The following is a 23657-nucleotide window of genomic DNA, read 5'->3' on the forward strand; positions in this document are numbered from 1 at the left end:
ATCAGACGGCATGATCGACGACAGAGCTGAAATTCACGTTAAGCGTGCAAACAAAAACGGCGCCCGAAGGCGCCGTTTTCAACTTAATATCGAGAGCAATCAGGCAACGCTTGCCTTACCGCTCTTCTCGAAGCGCTTGCGCTCATTCGGGTCGAGATAGAGCTTGCGAAGACGGATCGACTTCGGCGTCACTTCAACCAGCTCGTCGTCCTGAATCCACGACAGAGCGCGTTCCAGAGTCATCTTGATCGGCGGGGTGAGCTTCACGGCTTCATCCTTGCCAGCGGCGCGGATGTTGGTGAGCTTCTTGCCCTTGAGCACGTTGACTTCCAGATCGTTGTCGCGGCTATGGATGCCGATCAACATGCCCTGATAAACTTTGACGCCAGCGTCGATGATCATCGGGCCGCGATCTTCCAGATTGAACAGTGCGTAAGCAACTGCTTCACCCTGGTCGTTGGAAATCAGAACGCCGTTGTTACGGCCAGAGATTTCGCCCTTATATGGCTGATAATCGTGGAACAGACGGTTCATGATCGCCGTGCCGCGCGTATCGGTCAGCAGTTCCGACTGGTAGCCGATCAGGCCACGGGTCGGAGCGTAGAACACCATACGAACGCGGTTGCCGCCCGAAGGGCGCAGCTCGACCATTTCGGCCTTGCGCTCGGACATCTTCTGAACAACGGTGCCCGAATATTCTTCATCAACGTCGATGACGACTTCTTCAACCGGCTCAAGCTTTTCGCCGTTTTCGCCGTCTTTCATGACGACGCGCGGACGCGAAACGCCAAGCTCGAAGCCTTCACGACGCATGTTTTCGATCAGAACTGCGAGCTGCAATTCACCGCGACCGGAAACGAAGAACGAATCTTTTTCGTTCGATTCTTCGATCTTGAGAGCGACGTTGCCTTCAGCTTCCTTGAGCAGACGGTCGCGAATGACGCGGCTCGTCACCTTGTCGCCTTCGGTGCCCGCATAAGGGCTGTCGTTGACGATGAAGGACATGGTCACGGTTGGCGGATCGATTGGCTGAGCAGCGAGAGGCTCGCTGACCGAAGGATCGCAGAACGTGTCGGCGACGGTGCCCTTGGAAAGACCGGCGATCGCTACGATGTCGCCTGCCTGTGCTTCGTCAATCGGCTGACGCTCGATGCCGCGGAATGCGAGAATCTTGGAGATACGACCGGTTTCGAGCAGCGAACCGTCCTGACCCAGAACCTTGACGGCCTGGTTCGACTTGATCGAGCCGGAATGAATACGACCGGTGATGATGCGGCCCAGGAACGGATCGGCTTCGAGGATCGTACCGATCATACGGAACGGGCCTTCGGCAACCTTCGGCGCCGGAACGTGCTTGAGCACGAGATCGAATAGCGGAGCCAGACCTTCGTCCTTCGGGCCTTCCGGGTTCAGCGCCATCCAGCCGTTACGGCCAGAGCCGTACAGGATCGGGAAGTCAAGCTGTTCGTCGGTTGCGTCGAGATTGGCGAAAAGGTCGAAGACTTCGTTGATGACTTCTTCATGGCGGCCATCCGGACGGTCGATCTTGTTGATCGCTACGATCGGACGCAGACCAACCTTCAGCGCCTTGCCAACGACGAACTTCGTCTGCGGCATCGGGCCTTCAGCGGCGTCAACGAGAACGATAGCGCCGTCCACCATCGAGAGGATACGCTCAACTTCACCGCCGAAGTCGGCGTGGCCTGGCGTGTCGACGATGTTGATACGGGTATTCTTCCAGACAACCGAGGTCGCCTTGGCGAGAATGGTGATCCCGCGTTCCTTTTCGATGTCGTTGGAGTCCATCATGCGTTCTGCAACGCGCTGGTTGTCGCGGAACGAGCCAGACTGCTTCAGGAGTTCATCGACCAGTGTTGTTTTGCCATGATCGACGTGTGCGATAATAGCGATATTACGCAATTCCATATGGAGATCACTTCTATATGAGTTGGGAGCCGCGCCAACAGACCCGCGCGGAAAATCAATGCGGCGCTCTTACAGGTTTTTTTGCGTTTTAGAAAGGGGCAGCGCGACACTGCCCCTTATTTCTCGCGAAAAACCGTTGTTTAGCGGCGTTTTTACACCGTCATTCTGTCAGTTTTTTGTCAGTATCAGCGCCATGTCGGCGCTGGGCGTTACAACAAAGTGCCGGAAAGAATGACGATGGCAACGCTGAAATAGATGACCAGACCCGTCACATCGACCAATGTCGCCACGAAAGGCGCTGACGCGCTGGCCGGATCGAATCCAAGCCGTTTTAGCGCAAAGGGCAGCATTGAACCGGTCAAAGAACCAAACATAACGATACAGACAAGCGCCATGCCAACGGTCAGAGCGACCAGCATCCAGTGTTCGCCGTAATCATAAATGCCAATCATCTGCCAGACGGCGATGCGGACAATGCCGATGAAGCCGAGGAAACTGCCGAGAGCGAGGCCCGTAGGCAGTTCGCGCAGCGCAACGCGCCACCAATCCTTGAGCTTCACTTCCTGCAACGCAAGCGCACGGATGATCAGCGAGGTTGCCTGCGAACCGGAATTGCCGCCTGACGACATGATGAGCGGTATGAACAGCGTCAAAACGAGCGCCTTTTCCAGTTCCATTTCGAAATGCTGCATGGCGCTTGCCGTCAGCATTTCGCCCAGAAACAGAACACCCAGCCAGCCAGCGCGCTTCTTCAGCATTTCGCCAAAGCCGATGCGCATATAGGGCTTGTCCAGCGCCTCCATACCACCGAAACGATAGGCGTCTTCGCTGGCATCTTCGGTGATGGCGTCGAGCACGTCGTCAACGGTCACGATGCCGATGATATGGCGGCTTTCATCCACGACAGGCACGGCCAGAAGGTCGTGCTTGCGGAACAGACGCGCGACATCTTCGCGGCTGGTGAGCGGGGAAATGGTGATCGGCTCTTCGTCGCGGACAATCGACAGAATCGGCTCTTCCGGCTGACGAATGATCAGGCGGCGCAAGCTGACCACGCCTTCCAAAGCGCGCGTCTTGGGATCGACAACATAGATCGCGTAGACGGTTTCGCGCGTGCGTTCGACCTTGCGAATATGATCGAGCGTCTCGGCCACATTCCAGTTCGACGGCACCGCGATGAATTCGGTCGTCATGAGCGAACCGGCCGTATTCGGCGGGTAGCCCATGAGTTTTTTCAGATTGGTCTTGGTTTCCGGGGCCAGAATGGCGAACAGCCGCGCACGGTCACTCTCGTCGAGTTCCTGAAACACGTCCGTCGAGCGGTCGGCTGACATGCCGTCCAAAAGGAGGCTCGCAAGCCCCGGCGCAAGCGCTGCTACGATTTCGGCAGTACGATGCAGTTCCGGCTGATCAAGCAGGCGGATGGCATCTTCATGGGTGAGCTGTCCGAAGACGGAGATTGCGTCATCATCTTCGAGCTCGTTCAATAGCTCAACGGCATCGCCCGTATGCATATCGGCGATACGTGCAGCAATTGCAGCCGCCGGGAGGTCGGCGACATCGAGCACTTCCGGAGAGAAGTTGTTGTCGGTCATAAGCTTGCCTTTCCGTCGATCCGCCGTCAAAGGCAGATCGTGCAAGCTGACCTCAAGCGATCAGTACACGGCTACCTTGACGGCTGACACAATCGACTGTGACTGTCGCTGGGCATAAGAGAATAAAACTCCGGTTGAAGATTGCTGCCGTAAAGAGATTGCGGACAGCCAGCGTGATGTGCGCTTGGTCGCCCCTAAAGTCAAGCCCCACTCAGGCGAAGTCGAAAGGTTTTTGCAGGCAAAGCGACAAACGTTGTCATCTCCCGCCTGAACCGTAAAAGCCGGTCGAACACCCTTGCCCGCCCGGCAGCGAGACCTTAAGTCTGGATGATCGAATTCAATTTGATCCGGAGTTACATGATGTCCGACAAGTCCACCTATAATCACGCGCTCACAGACTGGAACGGACCGCTGGGCCTGCCGGATTTCACCGCATTCAAGGACGAAGATTTCGCGCCCGCTTTCGATGCAACGCTTGCATCCGACCTTGCCGAAGTGGAAGCCATCGCTAAAGCCACGGGCGAAGCGTCGATTGAAAACACGCTGAAAGCCTTGCAGTTGACGGGCAAGGCGCTCGACCACGTGTCGGCCATTTTCTGGATGCGTGCTGGCGCCCATAGCAACGACGCAATTCAGGCGCTGGAGCGCGAAATTGCGCCGAAAATGTCGCGCCATTATTCGCGCATCATGATGGACCCGGCTTTGTTCGCCCGCATCGACGCGCTCTACGACAATCGCGATATGCTGGATCTCGACACAGAAACCAAACGCGTTCTGGAAAAGACCTGGAAGGGTTTTGTCCGTTCCGGCGCAAAGCTCGATGATGCAGGCAAGGCTGAACTGGCTGGCATCAATGAAAAGCTGGCCGGTCTCGGGGCGCGCTTCGGCCAGAATGTGCTGAAAGACGAGTCGAGCTGGGCGCTGTTCATCACCGATGAAGCCGATCTTGCAGGACTGCCGGATTTTCTGAAAAACGCAATGCAGAGCGCCGCAAGTGAACGCGGCAAGCCGGATGCTTATGCCGTCACGCTGTCGCGCTCCATTGTTGAACCATTCCTCACCTTCTCGCAAAACCGTGCCTTGCGTGAGCAGGCCTTCAACGCCTGGGCCAAGCGTGGCGAAAACGGCAACGAGTCCGATAATCGCGAGATCGTGCGCGAGATGGTCGAACTGCGCGAGCGCAAGGCCCATCTGCTCGGCTATGCCAATTTCGCAGCCTACAAGCTGGATGACACCATGGCCAAAACGCCAAAGGCGGTTATGGACCTGCTGGAACCGGTTTGGGACAAGGCGCGCGCAAAGGCTGCGGAAGAACAGGCCGAGCTTGAACGCCTGATCGCCGCCGATGGCGGCAATCACAAGGTCGCGCCATGGGACTGGCGTTTCTATGCAGAAAAGCTGCGTGCCGAACGCTTTGCCTTCGATGAGGCCGAATTGAAGCCTTATCTGCAACTGGAAAAGATCATTGAGGCCTGCTTCGATGTCGCCACCCGTCTGTTCGGCGTTCGCTTCGAAGAAAAGAAAGGCATTGCCGCCTGGCATCCCGACGTGCGCGTGTTTCAGGTTTTTAACCCGGATGGCAGCGAGCGCGGTCTGTTCCTCGGCGATTATTTCGCCCGGACATCGAAGCGTTCCGGCGCGTGGATGAGCGCGCTGCAATCCAGCCACAAGCTCGACGGCGGTCAGAAGCCAATCATCTACAATGTGATGAATTTCGCCAAGCCCAAGGCAGGCGAACCCGCTTTGCTGTCGCTCGACGATGCCCGCACACTGTTCCACGAGTTCGGCCATGCGCTGCACGGTCTCCTGTCGGATGTGACATGGCCCGCCGTTTCCGGCACCGCCGTATCACGCGACTTCGTGGAACTGCCATCCCAGCTTTACGAACACTGGCTGACCGTGCCTGCCGTTCTGGAAAAATATGCCGTGCATTACCGCACTGGCGAAGCAATGCCCAAGGCCCTGCTCGACAAGGTGTTGGCGGCGCGTTCGTTCAATGCCGGTTTCAACACGGTTGAATTCACCGCGTCAGCTCTGGTCGATATGGCTTTCCATACTGGCAATGAGAAGATCGCCGACCCGCTTTCCTTCGAGGCAAAGACGCTCGAAAAGCTGTCCATGCCGGATGCGATCATCATGCGCCACCGCACGCCGCATTTCACGCATGTGTTCTCCGGCGACGGCTACTCCGCCGGTTACTATTCCTACATGTGGTCGGAAGTGCTGGATGCGGATGCGTTCTCGGCCTTCGAGGAAACCGGCGACGCCTTCAATCCGGAACTTGCAGCCAAGCTGAAGCAGCACATCTATGCCGCTGGCGGCAGTCGCGACCCGGAAGATCTGTACAAGGCTTTTCGCGGCAAGATGCCGACACCGGATGCGATGATTGAAAAGCGCGGATTGAACTAAAGAAAAAGGCCGGGAAACCGGCCTTTTTTATTGCCTATGGCTGAGAATATTGACCAGCCGTCCATAGGGATCGCGGACGAAGAAACGGCGCACGCCCCATTCCTCATCAGCCGGACCATATTCGATTGCAAACCCGGCCTTAACGCAACGCTCCAGCGTGGCGTCCACATCGTCCACCTCAATAGAGAGTTCGGGCACCGGCGTCCCCGATCCGCCTTCGGTCGCGAAAGAGATCTGCACGCGCGCCTGCGCATCGGCTGCATAGGTAACAATCCAGCCGTGATCCATCACCACATCGAGGCCCAGAACCTCGCCATAGAACCGCTTGGCCGCAGCCGGGTCATCCGTGGCGATATTGGCGACGATGCGGCGGACAGCCATCAGTATTCGCCGAGCTTGATATCCGGCGTGTAGTCAACGCCGTCGACTTCCTTCACGACCGGCTGACCGCACTGCATCACGCCAGTTGCCGCGTTGAATGCATAGGTCGGCGAGCCATAGAGCTGCCAACCCTTGTTGAGCGCCGCCGTAACGCGATGACAAAATGCGGAATCATCCGGTCCGGTGATGAAACGATAGAGCTTCATGGTCAGTCTTCCTTTGTTAATTTTTAGACCCGCTTGAGTTCTTGGGTATCACGCATTTCCAAACGCAAAGCCGTTTCACGCTTTTGCTGGAACTGCTTTCGCGAGCAGCCTTTCGGCCATTTCCAGATGCAGGCGTTCGATCATCTGGCCATCGAGTGACACAACGCCCTTATCCGCATTTTCAGGTTGTGCAAACAGCTCCACGACAGCTCGCGCATGCGCTACTTCCTCATCCGTTGGCGAGAAGGCGCGATTGGCAGCCTCGATCTGGCCCGGATGAATCAGCGTCTTGCCGTCGAAGCCCATTGCGGCACCCTGCAAACACTCGGCTTCGAACCCAACCTGATCGCGGAAATCGTTGAAGACACCGTCGAGAACGGTAAACCCGCCCGCCCGCGCCGCGAGAATGATCTGCATGAGCCAGGGCACGAGATAGGGACGCCCGGCCTGCGGGCGAACGCCGGTTGCGCGCGCAATATCGTTTGGGCCGACAACGAAACAGGCGAGCCGCACTGCGGAGCGATGGCCCAGCATGGCAATCTCATCCGCATTCAGAATACCGCGTGGGGTTTCGATCATCGCCCAAACGCCGACAGATGGATCGGCATCCTTGCGATCCAGCCGGTTGGCCGCGTCGATAATGTCCTGCGGACGCTCCACTTTCGGCAGAAGAATGGCGTCGACGCCCATGTCAGCGGCAGCGGCAACATCATCCTTGCCCCAAGGCGTCTCGCCGGAATTGACGCGAATGATCCGCTCAAAGGCCGGTTTCGGATGGGCTGCAAAATGCGCAGCCAATGCCTCGCGCGCAGACTGCTTTGCCTCTGGTGCAACGGAATCTTCCAGATCGTAGATCACACAATCGGCTGCGAGCGTCAGCGATTTTTCCAGCGCGCGCGGATTGGCAGCCGGGACAAACAGAACGGAACGACGGGGACGAGCGATTGTTTTCATGGCCGATTTGTGCACGGAACCGCGCTACGGTGCAAGCCTCCGACACCGGTTAAACACCCCTCCAAAGCAGGGGCTTGAAATCCGGTCCCTGCCCGCCTATTTTCCAGCCTTCGGTTGAATGCGCCAGCCGCCCGCAGGTTTCAAGCCACGGTTAAGCATTCAGACTACACGTTCCTGTCCAGTGACGGCAGAAACGGCAATGCGGGCACCCGTTCATGAAAACGCCGCTCACAATCAGGAGCGAAAACAATGACCACAGCTATAACCGCTGGGCACACCACTATTGACTTCAAGCATCAGGCTCGCCGCTTGCGGCAAGCTTTGAGCGAGGAAGGTATTACCATAAGCCACGGCAAGGCGCTCGATCTCGTGGCCCGCCAGTCGGGCACGCGTGACTGGAATACACTTGCCGCCGCCGGCAGCAAGGCTGAAGCCGCGCCGGTTGCCGTGCAGGACGACACTGCACCCTATCGTGTCGGCCAGCGCACCTCTGGCATGTTTCACACCACGCCCTTCGACGCTCGCATTATCGGCGTCGAGGAAACCATAAAGCCCGATCTGTGGCGGATCACATTGCAGTTCGACCCGGCGATCGATATCGCCGTTTCCCCGAACATGTCGATGCGCCGCAGACGCTTTACGATTGTTGTCGGCAGCGACGGAAAATCCCGCCGCTTGACCGGCAGCGAGAGTGGCGGCGTGGTATTGAACGTCCAATAATTGCGGATGCGGCATTTGCAGCGCATGATTCAGAAAGGTTGACGCGCTTTTCCGACAGGATTATGCGCATCAATCAACAGTCGAACCATCTGCACCGCCTTGAAACGGTCTGGATGGTTCGATAAATCCGCCGCAGGTTGCGACCTATTGGGCAGTTTTGGCCTGAAACGTTGACTCTCGGCAATGCTGATGTAAACCAGTTCGCAATATAGCTAATAGCCAACCGACAGGTTCAGGACATGGATAAGTTCACCAAGCTCACCGGCGTCGCCGCTCCCCTGCCGATCGTCAACATCGACACGGATATGATCATTCCGAAGGATTACCTGAAGACGATCAAGCGCACGGGCCTGAGCAAGGGTCTGTTTGCGGAAATGCGCTTCAACGAAGACGGTTCCGAAAACCCTGATTTCGTTCTGAACAAGCCCGGCTATCGCAACGCCCAGATCCTGGTCGCTGGCGATAATTTCGGCTGCGGTTCCTCGCGCGAGCACGCCCCTTGGGCTCTGCTCGATTTCGGTATCCGTTGCGTGATCTCGACCTCCTTCGCCGACATCTTCTACAATAACTGCTTCAAGAACGGCATTCTGCCGATCAAGGTCAGCCAGGAAGATCTCGACAAGCTGATGGACGACGCCTCGCGCGGCGCCAATGCCACCCTCACCGTCGATCTCGACGCAAAGGAAATCCATGGCCCAGACGGCGGCACCATTTCCTTCGATCTTGACGATTTCAAGCGCCACTGCCTGCTCAACGGTCTGGACGATATCGGCCTGACCATGGAAAAGGCGAAGAGCATCGACACGTTCGAAGCCAAGCGCGCCGAACTGCGTCCCTGGGCCTGATGACACACACTGCGTTTTACGCGGCCTTTATGCCCGGTGGCCTGAGCAATTGAATAGGACACGATTGGCTGGAATGGCCCGAGAAGATCAAAGCGGCGACTGGGCGGGACGTTTCTCGCCCTCGCTGGACGAAGTTGAATCCATCGCGATCGAAGCTCTTGCGCATCTGCCGCAGGAGTTTCGTGCGTTGTGTGGCGACATTGTCATTCAGATCGCCGATTTTCCTGAAGACCAGATCATTGAAGATATGGGGCTGGATACGCCGTTCGACCTGCTGGGCCTTTTTGAAGGTCGGGGCATAGGTGAGCGTTTCAGCCTGCAAACTGGCGAAGGTCCGAACCGCATCACGCTCTATCGGCGCGCCATTCTCGATTACTGGTCTGAAAACGAGGAAACGCTGGGCGATATCATCACCCATGTGCTTATTCACGAGATTGGCCATCACTTCGGCCTGTCGGACGACGACATGGAAGCAATCGAAGCTCAGGCGGAATAATGCTCGGTGGATATCAATTGAAAAAGGCGCCCTGATCGGGCGCCTTTTTGTTTGAGGTCAGGCGACGCTCAAACGCACGTCGATATTGCCGCGCGTGGCATGCGAATAGGGACAAACAATGTGAGCGGCCTGCACCAGCTCTTCCGCTTTGGCCTTTTCGACACCGGGAAGCGCCACTTCCAGCGCAACATCAAGGCCGAAACCAGTGCCGTCTTCACGCGGACCGATACCGACAGTGGCTGTGACCGTGCTGTCGGCTGCAATCGCAACCTTCTCCTTGGAAGCCACAAACTTCAACGCGCCAAGAAAGCATGCTGCATAACCAGATGCGAAAAGCTGCTCAGGATTGGTGCCCTCGCCGCCCTGACCGCCAAGCTCCTTCGGCGTGTCGAGCACGACACTGAGGCGTCCATCTGCGGTCTTGGCGCTGCCGGTACGTCCGCCGGTTGCTGTCGACTGGGTGGTGTACAGAATAGGCATTCGGTTTCTCCTTCAGTTGAATTCATCTTCAAACACAAGCTATCGAAAATTAAATTGCGCGCAATCTAATTTTGCGAAAGAATTTCTCACAATTATGTGATGCACAATGCAATTGCGCATGACTTATGATAAGAAAGCTAAGCGCGAAAACGGCGCTTGAAGGAATTGGCGCATGACACAGGACTCATTTCTGAAACTCTCGAACATGGTCTGCTTTGCGATCTATTCGACCGCGAACGCCCTGACGCGCGCCTACCAGCCAATCCTGAGCAAGCTGGACCTGACCTATCCGCAGTTTCTGGTAATGCTGGTGCTGTGGGAAAAGAACGACCAGACCGTTTCCGAAATCGGCGCGAAGCTCAATCTCGACTCTGGCACACTGACGCCGCTTCTGAAAAGGCTGGAAACGGCAGGCCGCATCACGCGCCGCCGCGACCCACAGGACGAACGGCAAGTGCGTATCACACTCACCGACGAAGGCCTCAAACTGCGCGACGCGGCGGAGACTGTGCCGGATCAGATTTTCTGTGCGCTCGGTCAGCCGGTCGATGATCTGAAGGAGTTGCGCAGCCGCCTGCTCGACATTCGCAGCAATCTGGCCGACAGCGTGGAGCGCTAACAAATCACCTTAAAAGAAAAGCGCCGGTTTCCCGGCGCTTTCGCATTTCACAAGATAGCAAGGCCTATCAGGCAGCAAGTGCCTTCGGCTTGATCAGGTCGCGAGCAACCAGCAGCTCTGCGATCTGGATCGTGTTGAGCGCTGCGCCCTTGCGCAGATTGTCCGAGACAATCCACATGGCCAGACCGTTTTCGACAGTGATGTCTTCACGGATACGGCTGATATAGGTCGCGTCTTCGCCAGCGGATTCATATGGCGTGATGTAGCCACCGTCTTCGCGCTTATCGATAACCTGGCAACCCGGCGCTTCGCGCAGGATTTCGCGGGCTTCTTCCGGCGAAAGCGGGTTTTCGAATTCGATATTCACGGCTTCCGAATGACCAATGAAGACCGGAACGCGAACTGCAGTTGCCGTCAGCTTGATCTTCGGATCAAGCATCTTCTTGGTTTCGGCCACCATCTTCCATTCTTCCTTGGTGTAGCCGTCTTCCATGAAGACATCGATATGCGGGATCACGTTGAAAGCGATACGCTTGGTGAACTTCTTTGCCGTGACAGGATCGGCCACGAAAACAGCGCGAGACTGTTCGAACAGTTCGTCCATGCCTTCCTTGCCCGCGCCGGAAACCGACTGGTAGGTCGAAACGACGACGCGCTTGATCTTGGCAGCGTCATGCAGCGGCTTCAGAGCAACGACGAGCTGCGCGGTCGAGCAGTTCGGGTTGGCAATGATGTTCTTCTTGGTAAAGCCCGTGATGGCGTCCGGATTGACTTCCGGTACGATCAGCGGCACGTCCATGTCGTAACGCCAGGCCGACGAATTATCGATGACGACGCAGCCCTGCTTGCCGATCTTTGGCGACCATTCCTGCGAAATCGTGCCGCCAGCCGACATCAGGCAGATGTCCGTATCGGAGAAATCGTAAGTGTCGAGCGCGCGAACCTTCAGCGTCTTGTCGCCATAGGACACTTCCGTGCCCTGGCTGCGGCGCGATGCGAGCGCAACAACTTCATCAGCCGGGAAACCGCGTTCTTCGAGAATATTGAGCATTTCGCGCCCGACATTACCGGTGGCGCCGACAACTGCTACCTTGAAACCCATTTTTCGTCTCCTGTCCCTCTCCGCTTCCAGATCCGGAACCCCGCAGGCCACGCGGGTTATCCGTCCCCGGGCCAGACCCGGGGAGAGGGCGAGCAGGCCAAGGGAATCAGACCGTTTTCGTGGTCGTTTTAGTGATGGCCGTGAGTTTTTTGGTAATCGAAGGCATGCGCGCTGCCCCGGCAATGATGCCGGCAGTTCCAGACGAAACTGACGCTACGTAAACGCGATCCACGCGAGTTCTCCTTCGTTCGGGATTGCTTTTACGCGCTTTATGAATGGAGTCAATTCTCCACCGCTCCCGCCCTGTATTTTTTTGCGCTGCAAGTAACCACGAGCGGCGTCAAGCTGTCGTTTTTGTCTCATACTAAAGACTACTGCCCGAATCTCCTTTTTAGGTTCATCATAATTTTGTGAGGAGAGCGCCCTCTTGTTGGGAGACAAGTTGGCGCATCAGACTGGTTCCATTTGTACAGCGAATGAAGCGCAGTCTTGCATTACCCATCATGGGCTCTGTTTGGGAGGACAGATTAATGGCAGTCTCGTCAAGTGCCGACGTCGGCACACAGAAAATGACGGGCGAAGAACGCAAAGTCATCTTTGCATCGTCGCTTGGTACCGTTTTTGAATGGTACGACTTTTATCTTTACGGAACGCTCGCTTCCTTTATCGGCGCAGCCTTTTTCAACGAATATCCAGAAGCAACGCGCAACATCTTCGTCCTGCTGGCTTTTGCAGCGGGCTTTCTGGTGCGTCCGTTCGGTGCGCTCGTCTTTGGTCGCCTTGGCGATCTCGTCGGCCGCAAATATACATTTCTCGTGACCATCGTCATCATGGGCGCATCGACCTTTCTGGTCGGCCTTCTGCCCGGCTCTTCCACGCTCGGCATTCTGGCTCCGATTGTTCTGATTGCGCTGCGTATGCTGCAGGGTCTCGCGCTTGGCGGCGAATATGGCGGTGCGGCAACGTATGTCGCGGAACACGCGCCGAATAATCGTCGCGGCTTCTTCACCTCGTGGATTCAGACCACTGCAACGCTCGGCCTGTTCCTGTCGCTGTTGGTCATCCTCGGCATCCAGACGGTCATGAGCAAGGAAGCTTTCGCAGCCTGGGGCTGGCGTATTCCTTTCCTCGTCTCGATCCTTCTGCTCGGCATTTCCGTCTGGATTCGCATGCAGATGAGCGAGTCGCCGGCGTTCAAGCGCATGAAGGAAGAAGGCAAGACCTCGAAGGCACCGTTGTCCGAAGCTTTCGGTCAGTGGAAGAATGCCAAGATCGCGCTTATCGCACTGTTCGGCCTCACTGCCGGTCAGGCCGTGGTCTGGTATTGCGGCCAGTTCTACGCGCTGTTCTTCCTTCAGAACGTTCTGAAGGTGGAAAACCAGTCGGCCAATATCATGGTGGCCATCGCCCTTCTGCTCGGCACCGGCGGTTTCGTCTTCTTTGGCTGGCTGTCGGACAAGATCGGCCGCAAGCCGATCATCATGGCCGGTCTGCTTCTGGCTGCCGTGACCTACTTCCCGCTGTTCAAGGCGCTGACCAATGCCGCCAATCCGGCTCTGGCACAGGCTGAACAGACCATCAAGGCAACTGTCACTGCGGCGCCCGGCGATTGTAACTTCCAGTTCAACGCCACGGGCACGTCCAAGTTCACCAGCTCCTGCGATGTCGCGACCAGCTTCCTCGCAAAAAGCTCGGTGCCTTATGAGGTCGTTCAGACCGCTGCGGCTGGCACGCCTGCAACCGTCACCATCGGCGATGCAACGATCACGTCCTTCGACGCCATTCAGGCTGGTGCAGGTGCTGCCGCCAAGCAGGCTGAACTGGCCCATGGCGTGAACCTTGCTCTCCAGAAGGCGGGCTTCCCGCTGGTGCGCGATCCTGCAAAGGTGCCGGACAGCAAGCTTGATGCTTTCCTGACTGCCAATCCGGAACTCCAGCTCAACGCCGAAGCGGTTCGTGCCGGCGACAAGGCAATGGTTCCTGCTGCCGATCTGGTCAAGCAGAAGCTCCTGACCCAGACTGAAGCCGAAGGCCTCGGCGTCAGCACCGATCAGGCCGTCTACACCATCCCGAATGCAGGCGCATTCAAGATGGTGGCAGATCCGGCCAAGGTGAACTGGGTCATGACGATTGCGATCCTGACCATCCTCGTCATCTATGTGACGATGGTCTACGGCCCGATTGCTGCAATCCTGGTGGAGATGTTCCCGACCCGCATCCGCTACACCGGCATGTCGCTGCCTTATCATATCGGCAACGGCTGGTTCGGCGGTCTGCTTCCGGCTGGTGTGTTTGCACTCAGCGCGGCCAAGGGCGACATCTACTATGGCCTCTGGTACCCGATTGTCATCGCTTCCATCACCTTCGTGATCGGCATGATCTTCGTGAAGGAAACCAAGGGCGTCGACCTGCACAAGCTCGACTAATCCTGCCTCAACAACAATGCGAAACGCCGCCCTTTCGGGGCGGCGCTTTTGCGTCGGCATACGGAATTTCAGCGATATTGCGCTTCGATCTCGATCAGTTTCTGCTTGCGCCAAAGACCCCCGCCATAACCGGTCAACGACCCGTCGGCACCAATCACCCGATGACATGGAATGATAATGGCAATCTGGTTCGCCCCATTGGCACGCGCAACCGCCCTGACGGCGAGCGGCTTGTCGATAGCCTGCGCAAGCTCGCTATAGCTGCGCGTTTCCCCTGCCCCAATCATCTGAAGCTCACGCCACACGGCCTGCGTGAAGGCGCTGCCATGCAAGACCATCGGCAGATCGAAGGTCGGCGACCGACCCTCAAAGAAGGCGTTCAGCTGTCGCTCGACCAGATCATGCGTGCCGAAGCGACCAATGCCGATATCGCCGCGACAGGTGGCATAAAGTATCTTCAACTCGGTAGAGAGCGCCTTGCGGTCGGCAAATTCCAGCAGATGCAGATTTTTCGCATCGCAAATGGCAATCATCGTACCAAGCGGCGACTTGATCCAATCAGCACGCAAGAGGCCGTCACCCCGTAATTTCGCTGGTGGAAGACCAAGGATGCGGGCAAAGGCGCTACGAAACGCTTCCGGCGATTCAAAACCCGCATCAATCTGGGCGTCGATCACCCGGCCTCCATCGGCCAAGGCCTGAAAGCCATGGCGCAGGCGTTCCTGTCGCGCCATTTCCAGAAATGTCATACCGAAATGCCGCCGAAAGCTGCGCCGTACGGTGGAGAGATCAAGGCCCATCCGTGCGACATCGTCTTCGCTCCAGCGGCGTTCGGGATCGGCCTCCAAAGCGTCAAGCAGCCTTTTGATGGAAGGCTCCGCTTCTGCTGCGGGCTGCAACGGATGGCACCTTTTACAGGCGCGAAAGCCATCCGCCATGCATTCGGCAACCGTAGCGAAAAAGCGGCAGTTTTCCCGGCGCGGCTTCCGCGCAGGGCACGTCAGGCGGCAGAAAATGCCGGTCGAAACGACGCCGACATAGGCCCTGCCCTCATAAGAGGCATCGCGGGCCAACAACGCGTCGTAAAGTTTGTCTTGGTTTGGGAGCGTGAACAACATGACACGCATTCTTATCCGTCTATCCGGAAATTACAGCCTCAAATCGGGCATCTATTTTCGGAGCAAAGAGACGATCCCAATTGCTCACTTATCGACCTAAGAAATATTTACAATCGTAAAACTGGGGAAAGTGCTCACAGTGGACACAGATTCCTCTAGGTAAGGGAAAAGTAATTTCGCAATCGACCATACAATCAGTTAAATCCTTATATCCACACCATGGATTGTCGTCGTGGTGTTTAGCCTCATTGGCCACCTTCAGAAATTTCTGCGGGGGCCGTATGTGTAATAAACCCACAGCAGTACTTATGGGCGGGGAGTTTGGAGCAGCGTAAGCTACCATCGGACCCAAAAGTACAATGCCAAATGTCAAGGGTATCGCGTAGTTTTTCATGGCAATCTACCTCCTGATTTCAGTAGATATTTTAGATCCAACGCAAACCTGACGCATGTCCAAGTCGAGGTGAGCAAAAACCCGCTGGTATTATCCAGCGGGCTTTTCAGATTCGCAATTTTTCAGCAGGATGATTAAGCCGAAAGCGCCTTGAACTTGGCGAGGATCGCATCACCCATTTCGGTGGTGCCAACCTTGGTCGTGCCTTCCGACCAGATGTCCGCCGTGCGGATACCATCGTCGAGAACACCGGCAATCGCAGCTTCCAGACGATCCGCTTCGGCAACCAGATTGAACGAATAGCGCAGGCACATGGCAAGCGAAGCGATCATGGCGATCGGATTTGCAATGCCCTTGCCAGCGATATCCGGTGCCGAACCGTGTACCGGCTCGTAAAGCGCCTTGCGCTTGCCGGTCTTGGCATCGACTGCGCCGAGCGAAGCCGATGGCAGCATGCCGAGCGAACCGGTCAGCATGGCAGCGACGTCGGACAGCATGTCGCCAAACAGATTGTCGGTCACGATGACGTCGAACTGCTTCGGCCAGCGGACGAGCTGCATGCCGCCAGCATCGGCCAGCATATGCTCCAGTTCCACGTCAGAATGCTTTTCCTTGTGACGCGCAGTGACGACCTGATTCCAGAGCACGCCCGACTTCATCACATTGCGCTTTTCCATCGAGGTGACCTTATTGCGGCGCGTGCGCGCCAGCTCGAAAGCCACATCAGTGATGCGTTCGATTTCGTAGGTGTCATAAACCTGCGTGTCGATGCCGCGCTTCTGACCATTACCGAGATCGATGATTTCCTTCGGCTCACCGAAGTAAACGCCGCCGGTCAGTTCGCGCAGAATCAGGATGTCGAGGCCTTCGATCACTTCCGGCTTCAGCGAAGAGGAATGTGCGAGCGCCGGGTAGCAAATGGCCGGACGCAAGTTTGCGTAAAGCTGCATGTCCTTGCGCAGACGCAGAAGACCAGCTTCTGGGCGCACTTCATAAGGTACGCTATCCCACTTCGGGCCGCCAACAGCGCCGAACAGCGTGGCGTCAGCAGCCAGCGCCTTCTCCATATCGGCATCCGAAATCGCCTGACCATGCGCGTCATAAGCGCAGCCGCCAACCAGACCTTCCTCGGTTTCAAAGCCGAGCTTGAGGTCCGAATTGAGGTAAGCGATGATCTTGCGGACTTCCGCCATGGCCTCGGGACCGATGCCATCGCCGGGCAGGAGAAGAAGTTTTCTGGTTGCCATAATGCCAAGCCTCTGTTTTTCAATGCACAATCACGAAAAACCGGGCGTCTTCCGAAATTGTTTTTCAAAGTTCCGGGAGGGTTATAGAGCCCTGTTGCGTGGCAGGCAACAATCAGCAGGCATGAAACTTATGAAAAAGATCAGGGCTTGTGCAGAAATTAAATAACCGATGGGACGGTCAGTCCACCAGTGTTCGTGCTTCGGATGGCAGCATGATCGGAATGCCGCCACGCACCGGATAGGCAAGCTTTGCCTTGCGCGAAATCAGCTCGCTATGCTCCGCATCATATTCCAGCGGACCCTTGGTCAGCGGGCAGACAAGCAGCTCAAGAAGGCGCACATCAATGCTGCCGGTATCGGTCGTTTCATTCACCATTTCATATCCTCCGGATCATTGCAGGCGCGATCCGTAATCGTCGTCTTTCACTCTCGCCAGCACCATTTCCGTAATGGCGATCAGCGTCGCAGCGCGTGTCTTGAGGTCCGGGGCCTCCAGCAGCGCCTGTTTTTCCGCAGGGCCAAAGGGCGACATGATCGACAGCGCATTGACGAGCGTCTCGTTTCCGGCGCGGGCGATGCTCTCCCAGTCGGCTTCCAGATTATGCGCTTCGAGATAATCCCGGAAGGCGCGCAGCAAAGCTTCGCGGTCAATATCCGCCGTATCGCGCACCTCTTCCAGATCGGTCAGAAACGGCATGATGCGGCACTGGCGATATGGCTGGCGGCAATTGACCTCTTCCTTCACACGGAAGCGACAGATGCCCTGCAACGTGATCAGCAGTCGACCATCGCCAGTCTCCGCATAGGTCGTTATGCGACCGAGGCAGCCAATACTGCTCAGTGGCGGACGCAGACTTTCATCCAGTTCGTTGACGGTCTCGTCGTCTTCATCATCGATTTGTGGCTGGATCATACCGATGATCCGCTTGCCGGCGAGTGCACTTTCAATCATCGCCAGATAACGCGGCTCGAATATGTTCAACGGAAGCTGGCCGCCGGGCAAAAGCAGTGCACCTTTCAGCGGAAATACCGGAACCAGATCCGGTATGTCGGAACCCGTTCTGTAACGGGCATTACCCACTTGCATTGCAACCTCCTTTGGAATGCTTCGCGCAATTGTTGCGCGCAGCATCCCGACAGTCCTGTTTCCCGCCGCTAGGCTCGCTTACGAAAACAGCAGCGAAGACAATTTCCGGCGTGCCGAAAGCGTCGCCGGGTCCGTATTGCCCCATGCTTCGAAGAATTGGAGCAGTTGCATACGCGCGCCGTCTTCGTTCCAGCTGCGATCAGCCTTCATGATGGTCAGCAACTCGTTGGCGGCATCTTCGCGACGGCCCTGCGCATTGCGCACCTGCGCCAGATCAAAACGCGCCTGATAATCCTGCGGATCGGCCTGAAGGCGTTTTTCCAATGCAACCGGATCACCAATCAGCTTGACCTGATCGGCAAGCGCCAGCTTGGCATCAAGCGCGCGCACCGATGCCACATTCTGCATGTCGGCAGGAATGGTTGCGAGAATTTCGCGTGCCTGCTCCGCATCACCTGATTCCAGAACACAGGACGCCAGACCGACAATCGCATCGACATTGTCGGGTGCAGCCTGAAGGATCGAATTGAAAATGTCGCCGGCCTGCACGTAATCGCCAGACTCAAGCAGTTCCTGTGCGGCAGTAATCGCCTCGGCAATCGCGTTTTCCTGATCGCTCGGGCCACCGATCTTGGCGATGAATTCCTTCACCTTCGATTCCGGCAATGCGCCCATGAAACCATCGACCGGCTGGCCATTGACGAAGGCGATGACCGCCGGAATGGACTGAATGCCGAGCTGGCCCGGAATGGACGGATGATCGTCAATGTTCATCTTGACCAGCTTGACCGCACCGCCTGCTTCCTTGACAGCCTTTTCGATGACCGGCGTGAGCTGCTTGCAGGGTCCGCACCAAGGGGCCCAGAAATCGACCAGAACCGGCTGCTGGCGCGATTCGGCCAAAACGTCGGTCTGGAATGCCGCAGTCGTCGTATCCTTGATCAGGTCCGATCCGCCTGCTGGCGCGGACGCCGAACCGAAAGAAACATTTGCCGTCATCTGGCCGCCCGCATTGGCGTAAGGATTGTTCTGGCTGGTCATGGAATATTCCTCATATCTTCCGGCCCGTTCATGCACCCCGCATCACAGCCGGTGTCGATCTTTCAGTTCGTGCCAATCAATTTGTATCTGTTCCGGCGGATTTCAAGACGCGTAGTCTATACCGTTGCGTCTGCCTTCGCACCTTCTGATACTGCAAGGATACGCGGTTCGTGGCCGGTCGATTTCAGAAAAGTGATCAGGTCTTCACGGCGGATTGAGGTGGTTGCTTCATTGGTCAGCGGATGCCCGTTGATGACATCATATTTCATCAAATCTGCATCGATAATAACCTGAACATTGTGATCGCGGTCATTGATTGCGCCGAAGACGGTCACCGATCCCGGAATGACGCCCAGATATTCCAGCAGCTTCTCCGGTTTACCGAACGAAACGCGGCTTGCGGCACCGACCACCTGATGGATCGACTTCAGATCGACCACCGCATCCTCTTCCACGGTCACGAGGAAGAAATTGTCCTTCTTGTCTTTCAGGAACAGGTTTTTCGTGTGTCCGCCGGGAATTTCGCCGCGCAACCCTTGCGAATCCGCAACCGTGAACAAAGGCGGGTGCTCAACGGTCGTCACCTCGATGCCGAGGTTTTGCAGATGATCGAGAAGCTCCTTCGGCGACAAAGCCATGATTCCACCCATTTCTATTCGATATTCAAATTGTTCCGTAGAGGCTTATAGACCAAGCGCCCGATAGCTGTAACCATCCGAATGGAACTTTGGACAATCTCCGAAAATAGACATTTTATTGTAATTTCCCTGTTGCATTCCCAAAAGCCTTAGTCCATATAGCGCCTGCCTGACGGAAACGACTTCCTTCGGAAACGTTTTCAGGTCGAAACTGGCGCGAGCGGGTGTAGCTCAGGGGTAGAGCACAACCTTGCCAAGGTTGGGGTCGAGGGTTCGAATCCCTTCGCCCGCTCCAGTTTCCAGCAGGCACTATCAAAATCCCGGCTTCGTCCGGGATTTTTGCTTTCCTGGGCCTATTTTTCAAAACAAACTCAACAATCCGCCAGCAAAACTGAGCTTGCGCTCAGTTGCCGACAAATTCGAACTTGTCCACGTCCACCAGACCGCGATCCGTAATCTTCAAATGTGGAATCACCGGCAGTGCGACAAAAGCCAGTTGCAGGAACGGTTCTTCGAGAACAGAGCCCAGCTCTTCGGCTGCATGGCGCAGCTTGCGCAACTCCTCGCGCACAACCTCATAAGGCTGGTCGCTCATAAGCCCGGCAATCGGCAAAGGCAGCTCTGCCAACACCTTGCCATCCCGAACGACAACGAAGCCGCCTTCGATTTCGCCAAGCCGATTGGCCGCGACGGCGATATCTTCATCCGATGTGCCAACGACACAGATATTGTGGCTGTCATGGCTGACGGTAGAAGCAATCGCTCCAGCTTTCAGCCCAAAACCGTGCACGAAACCCGTGGCGATATTGCCGTTCTTGCCATGACGCTCGACCACCGCGATTTTCACAACATCCTGTTCAAGATCTGGTTCAACGCCCGTCGGACCGACTTTCAGCTCGAATTCGAGGCTTTCTGTGATGATCTTGCCGGGGATGATGCCGATGGCGCGCGTCTTGCCGCTGTTGGAATGCGAACGGAAATTGGCGGCACCGACGCGCTGCGCCTTCACGCTGTTACGCCCCACTTCGGCGATTGTCTTGCGCTGGGCAAACAGGTCTTCCGACACCACACGTCCTGCGGAAAGGACGATCTCGGCGTGGCAACCTTCCAGACTGTCCACGACAACAAGATCGGCGCGCTGTCCCGGCGCCACCAGCCCACGGTCGAACAGGCCGAAAGCACGGGCTGCCGATACGCTGGCCGCGCGATAGATAGCCAAAGGCGACACGCCACCCGCAATGGCGGTGCGGATCAGATAATCGAGATGGCCCTGATCGGCGATATCCAGCGGATTGCGGTCGTCGGTGCAAAGCGCCAGAAACTGCGCATGACGTTCCGTGATGATCGGCATCAGCGCCTTGAGGTCCTTGGAGACCGAGCCTTCGCGAACCAGAACATGCATACCCTTGCGCATCTTCTCCAGCGCTTCTTCCGCGCTTGTCGCCTCGTGCTCGGTTCGAATTCCAACAGAAATGTAACCGTTCAGGTCCTTGCCGCGCAGCAGCGGCGCATGACCGTCGATGTGTCTCCCTTGAAACGCCTGAAGCTTGGCCATGCATTCGGGGTCCTTGGCCAGAACGCCTGGAAAATTCATGAACTCCGCCAGGCCGATCACCTTCGGATGATCCGCAAAGGGCAGAAGATCGCCGATCAGCAATTCCGCGCCCGCCGTTTCCATATGGGTGGCCGGCACACAGCTCGACAGTTGAACGCGAATGTCCATCACGGTTTCCAGCGCGCTGTCGAGGAAGTATTTGATACCTTCCGCGCCCAGTACATTGGCGATTTCATGCGGGTCGCAGATCACCGTCGTCACGCCTTGCGGCAACACGCAGCGATCGAATTCATGCGGTGTGATATGCGAGGATTCGATATGCAGATGCGTATCGATAAAGCCCGGAACAACAATGCGTCCTGTAATGTCGATTTCCTGCTTGCCTTGATAGGTTCCGAACGTGCCGACAATGCGATCGTCACAGATCGCAATATCGCTTTCCACGAGTTCGCCGGTTACCAGATCGAAGAAGCGGCCACCCTTCAGCACGATATCGGCAGGCTCGCGGCCCACGCCCTGATCGATCATCCGTTCCAGCATCGCTTACTCCGTTCACAACTGAATCAATTCAAAGAGGTTATCATAATGCAAGACGCGGCGGTAAGGTCGCCCTTCCGCCGCGTCTTCGCCAAAAGCCATACTGTCTGTTACCGGCTATATTCCATCATGCGGCTGCGGCTCAAAACCAGTTCGAGACGATGATCGTCGAGTTGGTGCAAACATACGCGCCGCGTCCACGGACCATCCTGCAATGTGAAGAGCGCCCGGCCATTGCCAATATCTTCCAATGGCATGGCGCGGCGCGTGGGGCCTATGCCCGAAATCACATGCCCGTCCTTGATGTCGAAACTGGCGCCATAGGCCGATGCCTGCCAATGGCCATCCAGTTCTCTTCCGGCAGGCGTCACCGATGCCGGTTTCAGGCGACACGGCGCATAGCCGATTTCGCCTTCCAGCGCCTCGCCCGTCCAGCGCAGCTTGACAGGCGACGACGCCGAGAGCGATGAGCACCAGCCATCGCCGACATTGTAAAGCGTGTCTTCCGCATCGAGGCAGTTTGCGACGCCATTGCGCATCTCGAGCCATAACGGGCCGGTTTCGGCAACGTAAAGCCCATCAGGAATAGTGCAGCCTGTATCGGGTAGCTGTAAGCCGTACAGAGCGGCCATGCAGTCTCGTGCGATCTGGTAAGTGTTAGCATCTTCCCGATTGGAGACGACGACCATGCCGCTTTTCTCCTGCGGATCGAGCAGAAAATAGCTTTTGTAGCCGGGATGCGAACCGCCATGCCCGACAAATGCCTTGCCGTCCACCCCGTTCCAGCGCAGGCCAAGACCATAGCCTGTCGGGCGTCCGTTCGACAGGTTGCGCTCGGCTGACAGACTGGCGAGCAATCCCCTATAGGCGCCCTCACCCTCCAGCAGCGCTTGCGCCCATATGGTCAATGCCATGCCGCTGCCGACCAGACAGCCAGAAGCGGAAAGGTGCAGCCCGGCAGCGCTCAATTGCCATTTATCGCCCGACTTCCAGTAACCAGGTGCCAATCCCTTGATGGGATCGTTCCAGAGATCGGGCGCGTCGATTGAAAGACCAAGCGGAGCCGAAACTTCGGACTGGATGAAATCGCGGAAGTGGAAACCCTTGCGCTCCAGCGCGGTTTCCACCAGTCGATAGCCGGTATTGGAATAGGAAATTTCGCTGCCTGTTTCAAAATTGAGCCGCGTCAGCGATGCTAGAAAATCCAGAAGCTGGTTTGCTTCAGTCTGCGTGTAGACGGAAAGACCAAGCAGTGTCAGGCATTCGCGCGCATCAGGCAGGCCGCCAGTCATGTCTAGCGCCCGACCGACAGTTACATCGGCCAGCGGGCTTTGCAGTTCTGGCAGATGATCGCCAAGGCGATCATCAAGGCTGATGACATCGCTATGGCGCAAAACCATGGCGCAGAATAAATGCTTGGTGATCGAGGCATAGCGCACGACCGTATTGGCCGTAAACGGAACACCCGTTGCGAGGCTTTCCAGCCCGCCCGCATAAGCGAATTTGACCCCGTCCAGATCAAAACCGATAATCACACCACCAGGCTCGTCTTTCGCCCAGCTTCTCGAATAGACCTTCGCGGCCTGTGAGGCAGCGTTCCAGTCTGCATGCATTGACATAAAATCTCCGTCAGACAGCTCTTGCATTTCAACGCTCTCTGCGTGCGCAATTCCCCCGCCGCCGAGCTGTTCCACGATCCAGGATGCCGGATGTATGCTTTTTCAAGAAACATCGGGGGCGGCATGCCAAGCGATTGTGGCCGGATCGCAGATAAAGCGGATTCTCTTGTCCATGCAAGACCGCCAGACAGCGTCACGTGCGACACATGTTGCAGAAAACTCGTTTGCAATTTGCTTTCTGCGGGTCCACTACCCCCATAAA

Annotated in this window: 21 protein-coding genes and 1 tRNA gene; 7 read left to right on the forward strand and 15 right to left on the reverse strand. The window is 56.7% G+C overall.

Annotation, left to right across the window (positions count from 1 at the left end):
* Nucleotides 1–99 precede the first annotated feature (99 nt).
* Both typA and mgtE read right to left on the reverse strand, forming a co-directional pair.
* Nucleotides 100–1926, reverse strand: coding sequence for a translational GTPase TypA (gene typA / locus FGI60_RS07985; RefSeq protein WP_078336908.1), 1827 nt, complete (start codon nucleotides 1924–1926; stop codon nucleotides 100–102).
* Between the two features lie 209 nt (nucleotides 1927–2135).
* On the reverse strand, nucleotides 2136–3521 hold the full coding sequence (gene mgtE / locus FGI60_RS07990) for a magnesium transporter (RefSeq protein ID WP_078336907.1): 1386 nt from the start codon (nucleotides 3519–3521) through the stop codon (nucleotides 2136–2138).
* 360 nt (nucleotides 3522–3881) lie between these two features.
* Between mgtE and FGI60_RS07995 the strand changes: the two genes are divergently transcribed.
* Complete coding sequence (locus FGI60_RS07995; RefSeq protein WP_138784960.1) at nucleotides 3882–5930, forward strand: M3 family metallopeptidase; 2049 nt, start codon at nucleotides 3882–3884, stop codon at nucleotides 5928–5930.
* 27 nt (nucleotides 5931–5957) lie between these two features.
* Here the strand turns inward: FGI60_RS07995 and FGI60_RS08000 are convergent, their stop codons facing one another.
* From FGI60_RS08000 to FGI60_RS08010, 3 genes are all read right to left on the reverse strand, one after another.
* Entirely contained in the window at nucleotides 5958–6311 is a 354-nt protein-coding gene (locus FGI60_RS08000; RefSeq protein ID WP_138784732.1) for a VOC family protein, read from the reverse strand.
* The gene (locus tag FGI60_RS08005) at nucleotides 6311–6517 is read right to left on the reverse strand and encodes a DUF1737 domain-containing protein (RefSeq protein ID WP_078336905.1); all 207 of its coding nucleotides are present in this window, start codon (nucleotides 6515–6517) and stop codon (nucleotides 6311–6313) included. The genes FGI60_RS08000 and FGI60_RS08005 overlap by 1 nt, the downstream gene beginning before the upstream one ends.
* 75 nt (nucleotides 6518–6592) lie before the next feature.
* Complete coding sequence (locus tag FGI60_RS08010; RefSeq protein WP_138784733.1) at nucleotides 6593–7471, reverse strand: HpcH/HpaI aldolase/citrate lyase family protein; 879 nt, start codon at nucleotides 7469–7471, stop codon at nucleotides 6593–6595.
* Nucleotides 7472–7720: 249 nt separating this feature from the next.
* Between FGI60_RS08010 and FGI60_RS08015 the strand changes: the two genes are divergently transcribed.
* From FGI60_RS08015 to FGI60_RS08025, 3 genes are all read left to right on the forward strand, one after another.
* Entirely contained in the window at nucleotides 7721–8191 is a 471-nt protein-coding gene (locus FGI60_RS08015; RefSeq protein ID WP_138784734.1) for a glyoxalase superfamily protein, read from the forward strand.
* A gap of 239 nt (nucleotides 8192–8430) precedes the next feature.
* The gene (leuD, locus tag FGI60_RS08020) at nucleotides 8431–9036 is read left to right on the forward strand and encodes a 3-isopropylmalate dehydratase small subunit (protein WP_078336902.1); all 606 of its coding nucleotides are present in this window, start codon (nucleotides 8431–8433) and stop codon (nucleotides 9034–9036) included.
* A gap of 73 nt (nucleotides 9037–9109) precedes the next feature.
* Nucleotides 9110–9532, forward strand: a complete 423-nt coding sequence (locus tag FGI60_RS08025) for a metallopeptidase family protein (protein WP_078336901.1) — start codon at nucleotides 9110–9112, stop codon at nucleotides 9530–9532.
* Between the two features lie 57 nt (nucleotides 9533–9589).
* Here FGI60_RS08025 and FGI60_RS08030 read toward each other — a convergent pair whose 3' ends face one another.
* On the reverse strand, nucleotides 9590–10012 hold the full coding sequence (locus FGI60_RS08030; RefSeq protein WP_078336900.1) for an organic hydroperoxide resistance protein: 423 nt from the start codon (nucleotides 10010–10012) through the stop codon (nucleotides 9590–9592).
* Between the two features lie 172 nt (nucleotides 10013–10184).
* Here FGI60_RS08030 and FGI60_RS08035 point away from each other — a divergent pair, with 172 nt between their 5' ends.
* A complete protein-coding gene (locus FGI60_RS08035) occupies nucleotides 10185–10631 on the forward strand; it encodes a MarR family winged helix-turn-helix transcriptional regulator (protein ID WP_138784735.1) in 447 nt (148 codons plus the stop codon).
* Between the two features lie 67 nt (nucleotides 10632–10698).
* On the opposite strand, the gene FGI60_RS08040 is transcribed toward FGI60_RS08035, so the two are convergent.
* The gene (locus FGI60_RS08040) at nucleotides 10699–11733 is read right to left on the reverse strand and encodes an aspartate-semialdehyde dehydrogenase (RefSeq protein WP_078336898.1); all 1035 of its coding nucleotides are present in this window, start codon (nucleotides 11731–11733) and stop codon (nucleotides 10699–10701) included.
* A gap of 530 nt (nucleotides 11734–12263) precedes the next feature.
* Here FGI60_RS08040 and FGI60_RS08045 point away from each other — a divergent pair.
* Nucleotides 12264–14159 carry an MFS transporter gene (locus FGI60_RS08045; RefSeq protein ID WP_138784736.1) on the forward strand — a complete coding sequence of 632 codons (1896 nt, stop codon included), beginning with the start codon at nucleotides 12264–12266 and terminating at the stop codon, nucleotides 14157–14159.
* Between the two features lie 68 nt (nucleotides 14160–14227).
* Here FGI60_RS08045 and FGI60_RS08050 read toward each other — a convergent pair whose 3' ends face one another.
* The 6 genes from FGI60_RS08050 to FGI60_RS08075 all read right to left on the reverse strand — a co-directional run bounded on the left by FGI60_RS08050 (nucleotide 14228) and on the right by FGI60_RS08075 (nucleotide 19684).
* Nucleotides 14228–15277, reverse strand: a complete 1050-nt coding sequence (locus tag FGI60_RS08050) for a bifunctional transcriptional activator/DNA repair enzyme AdaA (protein WP_138784737.1) — start codon at nucleotides 15275–15277, stop codon at nucleotides 14228–14230.
* 528 nt (nucleotides 15278–15805) lie between these two features.
* Entirely contained in the window at nucleotides 15806–16918 is a 1113-nt protein-coding gene (leuB, locus tag FGI60_RS08055) for a 3-isopropylmalate dehydrogenase (RefSeq protein WP_078336896.1), read from the reverse strand.
* 178 nt (nucleotides 16919–17096) lie between these two features.
* Nucleotides 17097–17294 (reverse strand): Trm112 family protein, encoded by a 198-nt coding sequence (locus FGI60_RS08060; protein ID WP_210276438.1) that lies wholly within the window; start codon nucleotides 17292–17294, stop codon nucleotides 17097–17099.
* Between the two features lie 15 nt (nucleotides 17295–17309).
* Nucleotides 17310–18005 carry an LON peptidase substrate-binding domain-containing protein gene (locus FGI60_RS08065; protein WP_138784738.1) on the reverse strand — a complete coding sequence of 232 codons (696 nt, stop codon included), beginning with the start codon at nucleotides 18003–18005 and terminating at the stop codon, nucleotides 17310–17312.
* 78 nt (nucleotides 18006–18083) lie between these two features.
* Nucleotides 18084–19046 (reverse strand): thioredoxin, encoded by a 963-nt coding sequence (trxA, locus tag FGI60_RS08070; RefSeq protein ID WP_138784739.1) that lies wholly within the window; start codon nucleotides 19044–19046, stop codon nucleotides 18084–18086.
* Between the two features lie 116 nt (nucleotides 19047–19162).
* Entirely contained in the window at nucleotides 19163–19684 is a 522-nt protein-coding gene (locus tag FGI60_RS08075) for a prolyl-tRNA synthetase associated domain-containing protein (protein ID WP_138784740.1), read from the reverse strand.
* Nucleotides 19685–19904: 220 nt separating this feature from the next.
* Here FGI60_RS08075 and FGI60_RS08080 point away from each other — a divergent pair.
* A tRNA-Gly gene (locus FGI60_RS08080) sits at nucleotides 19905–19979 on the forward strand.
* Between the two features lie 108 nt (nucleotides 19980–20087).
* Here FGI60_RS08080 and ade read toward each other — a convergent pair.
* Together ade and FGI60_RS08090 are read right to left on the reverse strand one after the other, a co-directional pair.
* Complete coding sequence (ade, locus tag FGI60_RS08085; RefSeq protein ID WP_138784741.1) at nucleotides 20088–21779, reverse strand: adenine deaminase; 1692 nt, start codon at nucleotides 21777–21779, stop codon at nucleotides 20088–20090.
* 107 nt (nucleotides 21780–21886) lie between these two features.
* Complete coding sequence (locus tag FGI60_RS08090; protein WP_138784742.1) at nucleotides 21887–23395, reverse strand: serine hydrolase domain-containing protein; 1509 nt, start codon at nucleotides 23393–23395, stop codon at nucleotides 21887–21889.
* Between the last annotated feature and the right edge of the window lie 262 nt (nucleotides 23396–23657).

Source organism: Brucella haematophila (assembly GCF_005938105.1).
GTDB lineage: Bacteria > Pseudomonadota > Alphaproteobacteria > Rhizobiales > Rhizobiaceae > Brucella > Brucella haematophila.